15 protein-coding genes are annotated in these 16859 nt (G+C 39.2%); 6 read left to right on the forward strand and 9 right to left on the reverse strand.

Annotation, left to right across the window (positions count from 1 at the left end; all coding sequences use genetic code 11):
• Positions 1-2 precede the first annotated feature (2 nt).
• Positions 3-1223, reverse strand: coding sequence for a cysteine desulfurase CsdA (gene csdA / locus GLP24_RS14995; RefSeq protein ID WP_232576223.1), 1221 nt, complete (start codon positions 1221-1223; stop codon positions 3-5).
• A 365-nt stretch (positions 1224-1588) separates the two neighbouring features.
• Between csdA and GLP24_RS15000 the strand changes: the two genes are divergently transcribed.
• Genes GLP24_RS15000 through rlmM form a run of 4 tightly spaced genes read left to right on the forward strand, consistent with a single transcriptional unit; the run spans position 1589 to position 4691 of the window.
• Positions 1589-2509: a transcriptional regulator GcvA gene (locus GLP24_RS15000; protein WP_101769614.1), complete on the forward strand. Its 921-nt coding sequence runs from the start codon at positions 1589-1591 to the stop codon at positions 2507-2509.
• Positions 2490-3179: an alpha/beta family hydrolase gene (locus GLP24_RS15005; protein ID WP_221944761.1), complete on the forward strand. Its 690-nt coding sequence runs from the start codon at positions 2490-2492 to the stop codon at positions 3177-3179. Before GLP24_RS15000 ends, GLP24_RS15005 begins: the two co-directional genes overlap by 20 nt.
• A gap of 14 nt (positions 3180-3193) precedes the next feature.
• Positions 3194-3595 carry a DUF423 domain-containing protein gene (locus tag GLP24_RS15010; RefSeq protein ID WP_152654183.1) on the forward strand — a complete coding sequence of 134 codons (402 nt, stop codon included), beginning with the start codon at positions 3194-3196 and terminating at the stop codon, positions 3593-3595.
• Between the two features lie 10 nt (positions 3596-3605).
• Positions 3606-4691 (forward strand): 23S rRNA (cytidine(2498)-2'-O)-methyltransferase RlmM, encoded by a 1086-nt coding sequence (gene rlmM, locus GLP24_RS15015; protein ID WP_101769615.1) that lies wholly within the window; start codon positions 3606-3608, stop codon positions 4689-4691.
• An 81-nt stretch (positions 4692-4772) separates the two neighbouring features.
• On the opposite strand, the gene xni is transcribed toward rlmM, so the two are convergent.
• The 5 genes from xni to queF form a co-directional block, all read right to left on the reverse strand.
• Positions 4773-5552 carry a flap endonuclease Xni gene (gene xni, locus GLP24_RS15020; protein WP_101769616.1) on the reverse strand — a complete coding sequence of 260 codons (780 nt, stop codon included), beginning with the start codon at positions 5550-5552 and terminating at the stop codon, positions 4773-4775.
• A 77-nt stretch (positions 5553-5629) separates the two neighbouring features.
• Positions 5630-7003, reverse strand: a complete 1374-nt coding sequence (gene ppnN / locus GLP24_RS15025) for a nucleotide 5'-monophosphate nucleosidase PpnN (protein ID WP_232616203.1) — start codon at positions 7001-7003, stop codon at positions 5630-5632.
• A 223-nt stretch (positions 7004-7226) separates the two neighbouring features.
• On the reverse strand, positions 7227-8774 hold the full coding sequence (locus GLP24_RS15030) for a GGDEF domain-containing protein (protein WP_232616204.1): 1548 nt from the start codon (positions 8772-8774) through the stop codon (positions 7227-7229).
• 132 nt (positions 8775-8906) lie between these two features.
• A complete protein-coding gene (locus GLP24_RS15035; RefSeq protein WP_232616205.1) occupies positions 8907-11186 on the reverse strand; it encodes a tetratricopeptide repeat protein in 2280 nt (759 codons plus the stop codon).
• Between the two features lie 121 nt (positions 11187-11307).
• Entirely contained in the window at positions 11308-12159 is an 852-nt protein-coding gene (gene queF, locus GLP24_RS15040) for an NADPH-dependent 7-cyano-7-deazaguanine reductase QueF (RefSeq protein WP_101769620.1), read from the reverse strand.
• A gap of 86 nt (positions 12160-12245) precedes the next feature.
• Between queF and syd the strand changes: the two genes are divergently transcribed.
• Positions 12246-12800, forward strand: a complete 555-nt coding sequence (gene syd, locus GLP24_RS15045) for a SecY-interacting protein (protein WP_101769621.1) — start codon at positions 12246-12248, stop codon at positions 12798-12800.
• Between the two features lie 3 nt (positions 12801-12803).
• Entirely contained in the window at positions 12804-13580 is a 777-nt protein-coding gene (locus GLP24_RS15050) for a Zn-ribbon-containing protein (protein WP_101769622.1), read from the forward strand.
• A gap of 39 nt (positions 13581-13619) precedes the next feature.
• On the opposite strand, the gene GLP24_RS15055 is transcribed toward GLP24_RS15050, so the two are convergent.
• The 3 genes from GLP24_RS15055 to GLP24_RS15065 form a co-directional block, all read right to left on the reverse strand.
• Positions 13620-13892, reverse strand: coding sequence for a hypothetical protein (locus tag GLP24_RS15055; protein WP_101769623.1), 273 nt, complete (start codon positions 13890-13892; stop codon positions 13620-13622).
• A gap of 25 nt (positions 13893-13917) precedes the next feature.
• A complete protein-coding gene (locus tag GLP24_RS15060) occupies positions 13918-14148 on the reverse strand; it encodes a DUF2789 family protein (RefSeq protein ID WP_232604339.1) in 231 nt (76 codons plus the stop codon).
• A gap of 2379 nt (positions 14149-16527) precedes the next feature.
• The gene (locus GLP24_RS15065) at positions 16528-16842 is read right to left on the reverse strand and encodes a DUF3301 domain-containing protein (protein WP_101769625.1); all 315 of its coding nucleotides are present in this window, start codon (positions 16840-16842) and stop codon (positions 16528-16530) included.
• Between the last annotated feature and the right edge of the window lie 17 nt (positions 16843-16859).

Here is a 16859-nt window from a genome sequence, read left to right on the forward strand (position 1 = left end):
AACTATAATAAATCACAGGCTTTATGCAGTGCTGCAATAAATCGCGCCACATCTTGTTGATCATTATAAAGCGCTAATGATACCCGTAATGTTCCTGTTAAACCTAGTGCATCAAGCATTGGATGAGCGCAATGATGACCAGCACGCAGGGCAATCTGTTGTTGATCTAGCAGTGTGGCTATATCTTGATGATGAACGCCATCAACCACAAAAGAAAATAAGCTCGCATTAGGTTGAAGACCAATAATACGCAGTCCATCAATATTCTGAATCCCGTCTAAGGCTTGTTGACGTAAATCGGCAATGTGTTGTTCTGCGCCTTGATGGTCGATATTTTGTAACCATTCAATGGCTGCAGCAAGGGCTAAGCTGCCCGCAACATTGGGTGTGCCCGCTTCAAATTTCCCGGGTAAACCTGCATAGCTGGTACCAGCAAATGATACCTTATTGACCATTTTACCACCGCCGTGCCATGGGGGCATCGCTTCAAGTAGTGCTTGCTTACCATAGAGCGCACCAATACCCGTTGGCGCATAAATCTTATGGCCAGAGAACACATAGAAATCGGCATCAAGCGCTTGAACATCAATGCGTTCATGGACGATCCCTTGTGCGCCATCAACCACGACCACTGCGCCATATTGGTGAGCTGCAGCTATCATTGATTCAATTGGATTTCGAGTTCCGGTAACATTCGTGATATGAGCAACAGCAACAATTTTGGTTTTATTCGACAATAAATGCAGATAAGCATCAATATCTAATGTGCAATCTTTACGCATTGGAATTTTAACGACTTTAGCCCCGGTTTGTTCAGCAACCATTTGCCAAGGTACGATATTGGCATGGTGTTCAAGCTCACTGACTAAAATTTCATCGCCTACTTGCAAATTAGAGCGGGCATAGGTTTGTGCAATGAGATTTAATGCTTCGGTTGCACCACGAGTCCAAATGATTTCTTTAGGACTGGCAGCACCAATAAAGTGTTGTACTGTTGCTCGTGCTTGTTCAAAAGCAAAGGTCGCATTCGCCGTTAAACTATGGCTACCTCGGTGTACATTGGCATTATAACCACGGTAATAGTGACTTAGCGTATCGATAACAATCGCAGGCTTTTGAGTTGTTGCTGCGCTGTCTAAATAAACCGCTCGCGGTGCGACATCTGAATGTTGCAGTGCTGGGAATTGGGTTTGAATTTGTTTGATATCGAATGGTATGGTCATAGCAGGTCACATTACAGAAATTTGGATTATTGATGATGCTAATAAATGCAAAGAAGAGCAAGTGTTGCGATGATTTTTGATAAATAAAAAAATAGCACTGCGTTGGGGCGCAGTGCTAAAAATTACTTCAACCTATTGGTCAAAATACAGGAAGTAAAGAGGTAGATAACTACCGATCCGGCAGGATCCGGACAATATGCAAACACAACATCGTAATATTAATTCAGCGGTTAGCCAGAGGGCAAAACACAAAATGTTCATTAATATTACGGAACGAATAATAGGGTTTATATAGCACTTAAACAATGGACAATTTATAATGTTTGAGATGAAAAAAACTAATGCATTAGAGAGCCTCGAAAAGTATGTCAAGACGTTTACCCCCACTCAACTCATTGAAGGTGTTTGAAGCTGCTGCAAGGCATTTAAGTTTCACTCGTGCCGCTGAAGAACTTTTTGTTACTCAAGCTGCAGTTAGCCATCAAATTAAAGCCTTAGAAGAATTTCTTGGGTTAAAATTATTCCGTCGTCGCAACCGTTCATTGTTATTGACTGAAGAAGGACAAAGCTACTTTCTTGATATTAAAGATGTCTTTTCATCAATTTCAGATGCGACGGATAAGGTGCTTGAAAGAGGCTCTAAAGGTGCATTAACCATTAGTTTACCTCCTAGTTTTGCTATTCAATGGTTGGTTCCTAGATTAACCGACTTTAATGAGCAACATCCTGAAATAGACGTTCGTATTAAAGCCGTTGATCTTGATGAAGGTTCATTGACAGATGATGTTGATGTGGCAATTTATTATGGTCGTGGTAATTGGTCCGGCTTACGTGCTGATAAATTATATCAAGAATTTATGATGCCGGTATGTTCACCAATGTTATTGGTTGGGACGAAACCGTTACGCACTATTGAGGATTTAAAATTACACACTTTGCTGCATGATACTTCCCGTAAAGAGTGGAAAAACTATGTTCGTCATTATGATGTGAAAGACGTTAATGTGAATCAAGGACCGATCTTTAGTCATTCGACGATGGTATTGCAGGCAGCGGCTCACGGCCAAGGTATTGCATTAGGTAATAATGTATTGGCTCAACCAGAGTTAGAAGCTGGGCGGTTAGTGTGTCCGTTTGATGAAATCATTGTCAGTAAAAATGCGTTTTATTTTGTGTGTCAGGAAAAACAAGCAGATACCGGACGTATTCAAATTTTCCGTGATTGGATTTTAAATAAAGCTCGTAAAGAGCAAAAGGATATGCCGGATGTCATTGAAGAAGTGTGAATATCTGATTGATGGCCCTGATGCTGAACATGCTGTAGCGACGTTTTTATTTGCCCATGGTGCTGGTGCTGGGATGGATCATGCATTTATGACCACCGTTGCGCAGGGATTGGCACTACATAATATTCAAGTGGTACGGTTTAATTTCCCCTATATGATTAAGCGTGCTGAAGACGGTAAAAAGCGTCCACCTGATCGTCAGCCTAAATTATTACTCGATTTTCAAAACCATATTGAACAATTTGATAATGGTAAGTTAGTCATTGGTGGTAAATCGATGGGGGGGCGAATGGCGAGTTTGATGGTGACTGATATTGCAGCCGACACGCCAATGGTTAGTAATTGCGCCGCAAAAGTACGCGGTGTTGCTTGTCTAGGTTTTCCGTTTCATCCGCCAGCAAAGCCTGAAAATTATCGCGGCGATCATTTAGCAATAATTACCGTACCTACCCTTATTTTACAAGGTGAACGCGATACCTTTGGGGTGCGTAGTGAAGTTGAACAATGGCCTTTTTCTGCGCAGGTGAGTTACCAGTTTTTAGCTGATGGTGATCACGGCTTTAAACCGCGAAAAGCATCGGGTCATACTGAAGCTGAAAATATCACAATAGCAATTGAGGCATTGGCGGCTTTTATTAAAAATTGTGTTAATAGTGAAGATGCAGAGTAAGGGTTGTACTAATGATGGTTGAATTAACCGTTAAACAGCGTCATCAATCACGATTAATGTTAGTGTGTGCTGCATGCAGTGGTGTAGTCATGGTGGCATTGGGTGCATTTGCTGCGCATGGATTAAGTCGCATATTAACACCCCACTTACTTGATGTGTTTAAAGTTGGGGTTCAATATCAGGCATGGCATACCTTGGCATTATTAGCTTGTGGAATATTGTCACGCTTTTTGCCATCAAAAGCGTTATCATACGCGGCGCTGTTTTTTGGCCTCGGTATAATTTGTTTTAGTGGCAGTTTATATGCGTTAGCTTTAACCAGCATTAAGTGGTTTGGTCCCGTCACTCCGATGGGCGGAATATGTTTTATTATTGGCTGGGTGATGCTTGCAATAGCCACCTGGCGTTCAGCTTGAGGGTTCCAACGTGAATCAAGTTTTATTGTACTGTCGTCCTGGCTTTGAAAAAGAATGTGCCGGAGAGGTTCAAGACAAAGCAAATACGCTGGAATTGTTTGGTTTCCCTCGGGCGAAAAACAATTCAGGTTATGTGTTATTTGAGTTTTACCAAGCAGGTGATGCAAATAAGTTTATTCAATTGCAGCCATTTTCGCAGTTGATTTTTGCTCGTCAAATGTTTGCAACATCAGCAATGCTAACCGGTTTGCCAACAGAAGATCGTATTTCACCTATTCTAGAAGCAATTGGTGAAGGTTTTCCTATCTGTGGTGATTTACGCATTGAAACACCGGATACTAATGAAGCGAAAGAGCTATTAAAATTCTGTCGTAAATTTACAGTGCCATTACGTCAAGCAATGCGTAAGCGTAATATTTTATACGTTAAAGATAACCATAAAAAACCAGTGTTACACGTGTGCTTTATTGCCCCTGGTTGTTGTTTTGTTGGCTATTCTTTCACGCAAAATAACTCACAGTTCTTTATGGGTATTCCTCGTCTTAAATTCCCATCAGATGCGCCAAGCCGCTCAACGTTGAAATTAGAAGAAGCATTTCACGTGTTTATTCCTCGTGAAGAGTGGGATGAGCGTTTAGCGCCGGGTATGTGGAGTGTTGACTTAGGTGCCTGTCCTGGTGGTTGGACGTATCAATTAGTAAAACGTTCGATGTTTGTTCATGCGATTGATAATGGCATCATGGCGCAAAGCTTAATGGATACTGGCCAAGTTAAATATCACGCAGTTGATGGTTTTAAATATGAACCAGCACGTAAGAATATTACGTGGATTGTATGTGACATGATTGAAAAACCAGCCCGCGTGGCGCACCTTATCGGTGAATGGTTAATTAAAGCATGGGCAAAAGAAGCTATTTTTAACCTTAAACTGCCAATGAAAGGCCGTTATGACGAAGTGCTACAAGATATTGAAAATCTAAAAGTACTACTGATTAAAAATGGGGTTAAGTTTAAGCTTCAGGCTAAGCATTTGTACCATGACCGTGAAGAAATTACGGTACATATTCAACGCTTAGATAATCGCTCTGCATATTAATTTGCATGAAGTGTAACGGATTATTATTAACGCCATCCTTGTTGAGGGTGGCGTTTTTTTATGGTTGGAATTTATGCTGAATTAATCTTGATTGACTTCATGGTAACGAATATCTTGTAAATTAAAGCCAAGTTCTAAATCAGTTTTTAGGCTTGCTACCGCTTTTGATGCACGTGCTGTTTCTTCATTACCGATGATTTTTTTGTGCCATTTAGGGGCAAGATCGGTAGCCGTTAAAACTGCCTCAAGAGTGGGGTAGAGACTTAATAGTTCAACAGCAGCTTTGGGGCCAATGCCTGCAATACCCGGGATTTTACTGGAACTGATCCCTGCTAATCCCCAATAGTCAGTTAACAGCTGTGGTTTAACCCCATATTCTTTTTCAATAAATGGGCTATCAAGCCAGCGCTGCTGAAAATAATCACGAATACGTAAGGTAGGTTGCAGTAACTGACAATACCCTTTGTCGGTTGAAACGATAGTGACTTGCTCGTGACGAGACGCAACTTTTAATGCCAAGGTTGCTACTAAATCATCCGCTTCATCACCCTCTGATAATAATGAATCAATGCCTATTGCCATAAATGCATCTTGAATGTTATCCATACCCGTTAACAGTTCTGGCGGCATTGGTTTACGGCCTTCTTTATAATGCGGCAATAATTCTGCTCGCCAACCACGATCATTACTATTATGGTCAAACACAGCGACAATATGGCTTGGTTCGGTACTATTAATGATTTTCTGTAATGCCTGACAACACACCCTGGCAGTATTGTCGATATCGGGTTGCCCTGGTTGCGCTGCATGAACGCGACGAATAAGATTTAATGCATCAATAATAACAAGGTGGATAGCCATAAATTAATTCTATGTAGATGAATAAAAGGAGCGCTTAGGCTCCTTATTGTACGCAAAACTGTAATTAAATGACGATATTATTTTGTTTGGTCATGAGTGTTAACGATTTCATAACAAGGCTCATATTTAGTGCCGGGTAGTTTCATTCGTTGTTGCTCTACAAAATTTTTCAATAGTTTATCCATCCGTTGCATCAGGACTTTATCACCATCGATCTTAAATCGGCCATATTGCTCAATTTCATGAATGCCTTCTTCTTTGACATTACCTGCCACGATACCAGAGAATGCTCGACGTAAATTAGCCGCCAGTTTTTCTTTCGGTTGATCCATGTGCAAATCTAAACTCGCCATCGCTTTATGTGTTGGCGCAAATGGCATCTGGAAATCTTTAGGGATCGTCAGAGACCAGTTAAAGCAATAAGCATCACCCGTGGCTAAGCGGTGTTCTTTTACGCGAGCCATTGATGCTTTCATTACTTGTGCCACCTCGGTGGGATCACCAATAATAATTTGATAATGCTGGGTGGCGGCGTCACCTAATGTGTCACGAATAAAGTCATCTAGGGTACGGAAATAGGCTTCACTTTCTTTAGGGCCGGTGAGGATCAATGGTAGCGGTTGTTCTGCGTTATCGGGATGCATCAAAATCCCTAAAATATAAAGCAGCTCTTCTGCTGTGCCTGCGCCACCGGGGAAAATAATGATCCCATGGCCCACTCGCACAAAGGCTTCTAATCGTTTTTCTATGTCAGGTAAAATAACCAGCTCATTGACTATCGGGTTTGGTGGCTCTGCTGCAATAATGGATGGTTCAGTTAAGCCAATAAAGCGGCTGCCAGAGTAACGTTGTTTAGCATGACCAATGGCAGCACCTTTCATTGGTCCTTCCATAGCGCCAGGTCCACACCCTGTACAAACATTGAGTTCACGCAACCCTAATTCATTACCGACTTCACGGGTATATTGGTATTCAATTGGGTTAATTGAGTGGCCACCCCAACACACGATAATATTAGGATCTTCACCTGCATGTAGGGTGCGAGCATTACGTAACAGACTAAATACAAAATCGGTAATGTGCGGGGCGCTGGCTAGGTCAATGTCATTACGACGTGCGATGTGCATATCGACATAAATAATATCGCGTAATACTGAAAACATGTGTTCTTGAATGCCACGAATAATACGACCATCAACAAAAGCATGCTCAGGTGGATTCACCAGCTCGATTTTAATACCACGTTCACGACGTAATAAATTAATCGAAAAATCACGGTGTTTTTCAAGTAATTCTTTGGAATTATCCGTATGGCTGCCCGAGTTTAAAACTGCCAGTGAGCAGTTTCGATAGAGGCGGTATAAATCACTGGATGCGGTTGCTTTTAGGCTGTCGGCTTCTATTTGAGACAATAGGTTCATAGCGCCGATAGGGCTGATATGCGTTATCATAATAACCTCCCTGGTAATGATGAAACAGCATGTTCTTTTATTAAGATAAGGCAGAAGCAAGGTGTGTTCACCACAGGACTGGTGCAAAAATCAAATAAAGAACAGTAAGATAATTTGTTTTTCTTTCATTACCATACACAGTGATTTTATCTTTGACCAGTAAATGATAGTAATAATATAAGAACCTAATATCGCGATAGACACGATTATTGAGGCGGGTTAATTATTGATGAATAACAGTGTTACAACGTTGAATTTGGCTGTGACGCAGTGTGGTTTCAATCTGGTGGATGACATCTTTAGGCGTGTCATTATTATTGAAAAATGAAGTACAAATAGACGCTGACATCGAAATACTCTGACCTTTAAAATGCAATGGTAATTGAGTGATTGCGGTCTGAATATCGTTCATTAATTGCTGACATTGTTGCTGATCAATATCGGTCATTAACAATATAAAGGCGTCTTCATTAAAGCGAGCGATAAAATCGGTTGGATTTAATTGGTGGCTAATAGTTTGCGCGATAATTTTAAGTGCTTTGTCACCCGCATGGTGACCATAGTCATTATTTAACTGGGTAAAATTATCGATATCAATCAGTACTAAAAGTAATGGATTTTGATAGCGTAACCAGCGTTGATATTCGTGTTCAATACGATCATTAAACGCGCAGCGGTTATAGGTTAAGGTTAATTTATCTCGAAAAATATTTTGTTCTTGTTGGCTTAGTCGTTGACGATAACTATACGTTTGTTGTTGTAACTGCTGCACTTTATTATCGTTATGATTTAACTGCTCAATTAACGCTTGTTCCCGTTGCTCTAATTGGCTATTACGCTGTGCTAATTGTTGTAATTCATACGCAATATTTTTCCATGATGAAGTAACCGCCTCTGGTGTATTAAGTTGTTGATCAATATTAGAGACAATTGTTGATATACCAGTATTAAAATCACGTCGATGTTGGTGTAAGACAGAAAAAGAACTGGCCGTTTTAGCGGTGTTTTTTTGTAATGAAGCTAAATCGCTATTAAGTATATTTAGAAATTGTTGTGATGCATAACGTTCATTGTGAGTACCAGAGACAATAAGACGTAAAACTTGGACTAATAAAGCCAATAGTGTTTGTTGATCAACACCTTCTGCTAATTGATTGCGAATAGAAAACAGTTGCTGACCTTGATCATTGGTAAAGTCTATTTCGGTGATAATTTGTTGTAATTCAGCAACCAATTCAACACTAAAGTTGGGCTGATTATCATTAGATAGTGTGGTTTTGTTATTGGTGGCGGTTAGTGATTTTATACTGCGCTCATACAGTTCAAGTAAGCGAACTATACGCTGATGATTATCTAATAACGTAGTTGGTTGTTGGCTAACAAGATGATCTAAATCTCGTTGTAATGACATGGGTAAATCTTGGTGTTGTATCAGGGTATGACTGCGTTGATTAATTTGTTGCTGTAAGTGGTTATTTTGATGTTGGAGCACATCAGCTTGTTGAGTAACTAGCCGTTCAACAATCGCTAGTCGAGGAATGAGTCGACTAATATCTAAGGGTTGTTCAAGATCATGGGTTATTGATTGTAATGTGCTATCAAGGTCATTATCGAGTCCACGACAGGCAATGGTTAATCGAGTGATTAGACGTTTTAATATTACAATTTCACGCCGCGATTTTAGATTAGAATCACGGTAAGAAAGTTGAGATCTGTCTAATTGTTGCTTGAGAATACTGACTTCGGCAACAATGGCACTGATATCTGTCATTGGTTATGCATCTGCATTGATATAATTAAAAGTCATTTAATTCATAATGTTACTTTAAACTTCGAAACATGCTATCAAAAATAGAACATAATAGTTAGTGAACTTTTACAAAGTTTTGGCGCATTTATATATTTAATTGATATCTTTATTAAGATTGTGATCGTAGTTCCAAATTATCTCATTGTGAGTTGAACTGTGTACTTTTACTAATCCTTTCTTTATTCCTTCAATACAAGAACGACGAATGTTATCGCTAACAAAACTGGCTGCAGGGGCGGCATCAATCGCGGATAAGTGAACCCAGTGGCTACCTGAATATTTATTATTGAGGCTGACGCCAGCATCAACAGTCATTAGTAAAATATCAATTAATTCGTGGTCATTAATCGCCGTATATGATCGTGGTAAAAAGGGATATTCGGCCATGCCTATTTGTAATGATTTTTCGATACCTAACGGTAAGGTATAATTATCAATTAGCTGCTGGATTGAGTCGGCAAGCTGCTTGGGATCACAGCTCAAACGTGCATTGGGTTCAATATATAAAAACATCGCATCGGAAAAATGATAAATACGCGCGGGTTCTAATACTTGTTGTTGTAAATAATCACCAAATTCCTTTTCAGCAGCAAGCCCTTGTTGGTAACCTTTTTCCAGATAAATATTTTTTAAAAACGAGACTTCAAATAAGGCAAAGCGTAACCGATCGCTTAACGGTTCATTAATAATTTCACCAAGGTGCCATTGTTCAAAGTTGGCACTGCTTTTTTGGAGAGAATTAGCTAAACGAGCATTAAGCATTCGTAGATTACGTAGTCCGCTACGTGGGTGAGTATAGTAATCTGTGGTTAATTTAGTGAGTTGTTGTTTTAATTGTTTATTAATGTGTTGGCGACGCCATAACAGTAAAAACATAATAACTAAGACAGCAATTAAGGATAAAGATATTTGTTGTTGTTTATAAAGCGCGTTCTTATTAATGAATTGTTCACGTTCCATTTCTTCAAGTTTAAGTGAGCGTTCCATCATTTTTTGTTGTTGCTTAAATACTTCAGTATTACTTTGGATAGCACTTTTTTGTTTGCCAGCATACAGTTGTTCATAACGGCGTTGGCTGAGTAAAGCGTTGTAGTAATCATTCTGTTTTTCAAACGCTTTTGATAATATTGACTCGCCCATTAATTGTAAATTTGTTGCACCAATACGGCTTGCTGAAATTAAACCAGCTTGTAATGAGGTAATGGCATCATCTAATTTACCTTTTTCTAGCTCTAACTTACCTTGTAGAATTTGGCTTTCTGCTACAATATTTTCATTGCCACTTTGCAGGGCAAGATTACGTGCCTGAACAATATATTGCTCTGTTTTAGGATAGTTATATAAATGTAAATAAACCCGTGCAATATTAAGCCGTAAACTTGCGGAACGAACATCATGTTTAAGCTGGTTTTCTTGGTCAAGCGCATTAAAGTAATGTACTAATGCAAGGTTATAGCGCCCTTGTTGTTCATAGATAGAGGCAATTAAGGTTAATGTTTTTGCTAATTGTTGAGTGCGCTTATAGCGCTCAAAGTACTCTCCGGCTTGAGTTGCATGCTCTAATGCTTTATCAAATACATGGCGTTTTTCAAACAGTAGGGCTAATTCATAATTAGCACGCGCAATTTGTGGTTGATCTTCATTTTCAACAGCTAACCAATAACCACTTAATAAGCGGTCGAGTGCCATATCATAATGATGATGACGTAAATAATGTTGGCCTAAGGTGAGTTGATAGTTAATAGTTTCATCTTTATCGTCAAATGCGATTAAGTAACCTTTGGCTTTGATCAGGAGTTTTTCTGCTGCTTCATCTTTCCCAATACTTGATTCAATTAGGGCGCGTAGCATCAGTGATTGATATTTTAATTTTTGTAGTTGTTTAGTCAGCGTTATGGGCTGTGAATGTTTCATCTCAACGCTAAGAGCATTAAGCATTTTTAGGGCAGTTGCACTATTACTTAAGTTAACCCAGTAAAATTTAGCTAATAAAATACGACTTTCAAAGACACTGAACATGAAATCATTAACAAATGCGATTTTTTCTGCTTTTTTAATAACATTAATTGCTTGTTCTGGGTGTTGTAATAATGATAAAGCTTGAGCTTGGAGTTGTAGGGCATTAACGGTATTAAGTGGCGTTCGTATTGATTGATCGGCCTCACCATTAAGGTGGATGCGTGATGGATCTTGAGGTTGGCTTAAACGTCTTTGCTCTAGATAGTTTTGAGTAATAATGAGTGTTTGCTGTGGCTGATTAACTAATAAACTATACGCTTCAATAAGGGGCGGTGAGCTATAAAGTTTTGCTTGAAGATCAAATGAAGTTGTTAGTAATACTAACCCAGAAAGAAATAGGCCGCGAAAAGTCATATAGTCTCAAAACAGCAGAATAACACACAAGATAGTGTTGATTTTACTGTGTTAAGGCATCAAGTCCAGCAAAGTAAAGGTTTTTACCGGACTTAATGTTGAATTCGTCGTTAGGATCTAATTACTGACGTGCGAGACGGAAATTATCACTTGGGGTTTTACCCATATTAGTACGATATGGATTAATATCTAAACCGCCACGACGGGTATAACGCGCATAGACTGTCAGTAATTCAGGCTGACAAAAACGCATAATGTCGTTAAAAATACGCTCAACGCATTGTTCGTGGAATTCATTGTGATTACGGAATGACACGATATAACGCAGTAATTTTTCACGATCAATACGATTACCTTTATAAGCAATACGTACACTGCCCCAATCAGGCTGATTAGTGATCAAACAGTTTGATTTTAATAAATGGCTGTGAACAATCTCTTCTACAATATCGTTGTTATCAGCAGCACCCTCAAGATATTCAGGTTTAAATACATAATCTTTAATTTCAATATCTTGATCGTCAATGCACTCACCAAAGAAATTAACAATCGGCTGCTCGTTAAAATCAGTCAGAGGTTGAATGGTGACATCAACATCTTCACCTGCGCAGCGAGACAAATCGATTTGGAGGGTATCTGCAATATCTTGCCAGTTATCAAAACGAGTTTGATTAAAGCTGTTCAGGTATAATTTAAAAGATTTTGATTCAATAAGATTTGGGCTTGTCACGGGTAAGCGAACTTCACCAATGGCAACTTGTGGTAAGCCTTTATTATTGAGCCAAGATAATTCGTATAATGTCCAAATATCATAGCCAGTAAATGGCAGTGCATCATTACTGATATTAATATCGGTACGGTTTAAGCTTCTTGGTACAGGTTGCAGTAATGATGGATCATATTGATCTTTATACTCTGTTTTTTTGCCAAGGGTTAAACCTGCTAATTCTTTAGCGTCTTTATATTTACTCATACTGTCTATGACACTCTTGGATTAGAATAGATATCCGTCGAAACGGTTTAAACCTAAAGTTTACTTAATCTTTTATGAGGTTGCGAATGAATCATCCTGTTACCTGCGCTTTATCTGATTTTTCTGCTCGTTATTTACAAGCATGGTGTGATGCAGATCGCGGTTTCCCTGTAAGTGAGCATTTAGTTGGGCTTATTTCACCTTGTGTCGTTGTTGATGACGGTCAAAATGTGACTTGGAAACCGATTGACCGCCAGCCGATAATTAGCTTGGAAGGCGTCGAAAAAGGCATGGATTTATCACTTCATAGTGATATCAATGCTTTTTATGGATCGCAATATAGCGGTGATATGAGCGCTATGTTTGGTGATTTATCACTGGATTTATTACAAGCATTTAATGATGATGATATTGAACGTTTACAGCAAAATATTTTAGGGCATTTGGTGACTCAACGTCGAATGAAGCTGAAACCCACAGTATTTATTGCGGTTGTAGATGATGAATTACAAGTGATTTCTATTTGTAATATGACCGGCCAAGTGGTGTTAGAAACATTAGGTAAGGATATTCGTCAGCCATTAGCGGTTGATGTTGCTACGTTCTTACAACAATTAAAGCCATTAGTCGCCGAGGTATAACACGTGTTTGTTGTTGAGTTACAATTTGAATGTTTTGATAACACGACGTTATCGCAAGTAGATACTGCTATTAATAGCTTAATGGATACGTTGCGCTATAACGGTCAAGTACTTGGACGTGAATTTCCTGTCGTTATTGATGATGGTATCTTTCGGGTTCGTGTTGTGTGTCCCGAGAAAGAAAGCCTTCATTCTCGTTATAATAGCCCTCAAGTAAATCAATGTTATGAGCAATTAACGCGCGCGTGTTTGCTTACACCAAAAATAAAAATATTAGGGGTTGATCTTAATTCAGACTCAGTTGCTGAAAGCTTTTCACCTTCATGGCAAGTGCTTTACACCACTTATGTTCATAGTTGTTCACCGCTTCGTAGTGGCGATACATTATTGCCAATCCCGTTATATCAGACTGGGGCAACGACTGATGATGATTATAAAGCAATCATTAAGTGGCAGACAGAATGGCAAGCTTTTGATGAAATTCAAATGGCGATTAAGAGTCCAACTGCAGTAAGCATGGCATTGGCTGAAATTGGTGATGTAGACAGTGAATTGTTTGTTCGTGGGCGTGGATTATGTCGTCATATCGAAACTATAACTGAGGTACCAACTTATTATTATCAATACCGTGTTGGTGGTGAAAGTAAAGCCGCTGAATTAGCCCGTCGATGTCCAAGTTGTGGTGGCGAGTGGCGAGTGCCAGAAGCGCTGCACGGCTTGTTCCATTTTAAATGCGATCGTTGTCGAATTGTGTCCAATATGTCGTGGAACTTTCAGTGAAGACAAAAAGCACCTTAAAAACAAGGTGCTTTTTTATGATTAACGATCGGCTTCTAATCGTGCTAAACGCGTAGAAAGTGCAAGTACTTGTTGTTCAAGTTGTTCAATACGTTGGTCTGCGGTTAATACTCGTTGTTGTTTTTCTATGTGCGGTACTTTTGCATTTTTTTGCCATGCTTGTAGGGCTTTTATAATCACAGGAATAGGCAGTGATGTGGTAAGGCGAGCCTTAATCAGTGCTATTGATGGTTGTTTATTTTCAGCCACTAAGCTTGCTATCGCCTGTTCTATTTCTTGAGTGATGGTTGACATCATGGTTCCTTGGTAAACAAAGTGATTATTTTCGAAGTAAAGTATCAAGTTGATCAATCACTTCACACCAGTCAGCATCTTGCTGCTGTGCTTCATTAAGAAATTGGTGTTGAGCAAAAGTAAAAAAAGGGGCTTCAGATAATTTTTGTTGTTGCTCTAATTGATGCGTTTGTAAGAAATACTCAATAGATTCTGTTGAGTTATCTAAACCTAATTGACTGAATAAATTAGCTAAATTGTGATTAAATGCTTCCATCTCGATTCCTTATTTAGCAATGTATTATCTGACTGTGAGTATAGTGGATCTCAGTATAAATAGTCACCTTAGACAAATTGCTAATGTTGTTGTAAGAGATCTCTCACATACGTGTAAGACATTAAGCTTTTTATTATAGGATATGACTATTAGATTAATATTAACTTATTGATTATTATTATTTTTTTATTTTTATCTTCCAGTGAGATGAAAAAATATATTACAGCATGTTTAAGCATCTATTGTGAATAATAATGAAAAGCGTAATCTTCATGGTGTCGGAAGGAACTGACACAACGGAACAGGAAAGCGCCACGGATACAGGCAGTCTCAGGATGAGATACTGGTAAGCTAGGATGGTTTATCGAACATGGAATGTGAAGGGAACACCGTAGGATGCGGTAAAAAAGGTAAGCAGGATGTTTACCTGTCAGGAAGACGAGGATCACTTCAGGACGAAGTAAGGAACTGAGGCATAAAGGATCACTTCAGGACGAAGTAAGGAACACCTCCAGGAAGGAGATGAGAGTCAGAACAGGATGTAATGACGGGTTAGGATGACCATAGGAACAGCTTCAGGATGAAGCATAAAGGACAATGCTGACGGAACATAGCAGTCAAAGGATGGATGCAGGGAGCGACATAGTAGCGGGATTGCTGCACGTAAGACCTAAGGGCGCGACGAAAGTCGCGCCCTCTCTTTTTTTGTGCTGTTTATAAAATAATCTATTTTATTATAGTAAGATTAAATTTGATTCTTTCTGAGTGACTTGTTTTTATTCGCACCTCGCACCTCGCACCTCGCACCTCGCACCTCGCACCTCGCACCTCGCACCTCGCACCTCGCACTTATTTATCTGTATAATAACAATATTTTACTTCGTGTGACTAAGTATGATAAATGATGAATGGCTTTTAACTACTCGTTGTGTGCGAGATCTCTTACAAACCTGTGGGAGATAAGCATGATAGTAATGTTCATATGATCATATTTTAAATGTAACACATTGTTTTTTAGTTGTTTGTTTTTATTTTTAAGCTGTTTGATTATAAGAAAGTAAAAAAGATATTTTGAGCTATATAGGATTTATTAGGTAATTCACATATTATCAATGGTGTCGGAAGGAACTGACATAAGGGAACAGGAAAACGCCACGGATATAGGCAGTCTCAGGATGAGATACTGGTAAGCTAGGATGGTTTATCAGACATGGAATGTGAAGGGAACACCGTAGGATGCGGTAAAAAAGGTAAGCAGGATGTTTACCTGTCAGGAAGGCTAGGATAACTTCAGGACGAAGTAAGGAACACCTCTAGGATTGAGGCATAAAGGATAACTTCAGGATGAAGTAAGGAACACCTCTAGGATTTGAGGCATAAAGGATCACTTCAGGATGAAGTAAAGGACACCTCCAGGAAGGAGATGAGAGTCAGAACAGGATGTGATGACGGGTTAGGATGACCACAGGAACAGCTTCAGGATGAAGCATAAAGGACAATACTGACGGAACACAGTAGTCAAAGGATGGATGCAGGGAGCGACATAGTAGCGGGATTGCTGCACGTAAGACCTAAGGGCGCGACGAAAGTCGCGCCCTCTCTTTTTTGTGCTGTCTATAAAAGAATCTATTTTATTACAGCAAGATTAAATTTGATTCTTTCTGAGTGACTTGTTTTTATTCGCACCTCGCACCTCGCACCTCGCACCTCGCACCTCGCACCTCGCACCTCGCACTATATAATTATTCGTGATAGCGTTTTTCTATTGGTTTTGTAAGAGATCTCTTACTAAAGTGTAGGATTATTTCGGTATTTTTATCAGTTTATATTGTAATTAAAGATAAATATTATTATTTATCAGTGGCTTATTATTATTCATAATATATGAAAACTTGTTAATTATAATTAATAGATTATTTGTTATTGCGTCATTTTTTTAATGGGGTAATATGAATCTATCAGCTGGAGCTGACAAGGATTAAGGGATAGCCATGGAGTTGGCCGCTCAGGATGAGCAATAGATGGTGTGGATTATCATCTTGCAGGATGCATAGGATCCTCTAGGAGAGAGGGCAATAGATAGGATATCTATTTGTTAGGATAACAACATTCTAGGATGGAATTGGAACTTACTTCAGAGTGAAGTTAGGAACATCAAGGACACCTCATTACAGAGAGAGAGTCAGTGTTGGATATGCTGATGGGTCAGGGATTACCGAAGAATGACTTCTAGGATGAAGTTAAGATTTATTTGGGGATTTAAGTATATCAAGGATTGATAGCAGGGAGCACGACAGTAGCTGGATTGCTGCAAAAGTAATATCTAAGGGCGTGACAATAATGATTGTCACGTCCTTTCTTTTTTAAAAAAGATAACGATTAATAATCACAGCCTTCTGGAATACGGTGCGGTGGTACATAAAAATAGCTCGCCCGTAAACGTTTCATTTCAATATAGCCTTGATAGACATCCATCCCATCAGCTGAAAACTCAAACACAAATACTGTTCGCCATCCCCACTCACCATGATGATCTTTGAGCTTTTGTTCACCGCGAGCAAAGCTGATCATTTGTAAGCCCATATTTTTGCAACGTTGCTCAATATAATACTGTGCTAATTCAGTTTGACGTCGTTGTTGCCAAAATAAAAAACCGATAATAGCAATAATTAAAATGCCGAACAGATTATCCATATAATAAACAGCTCCTT

The sequence above is a fragment of the Photobacterium carnosum genome, from assembly GCF_021236965.1.
Lineage (GTDB): Bacteria > Pseudomonadota > Gammaproteobacteria > Enterobacterales > Vibrionaceae > Photobacterium > Photobacterium carnosum.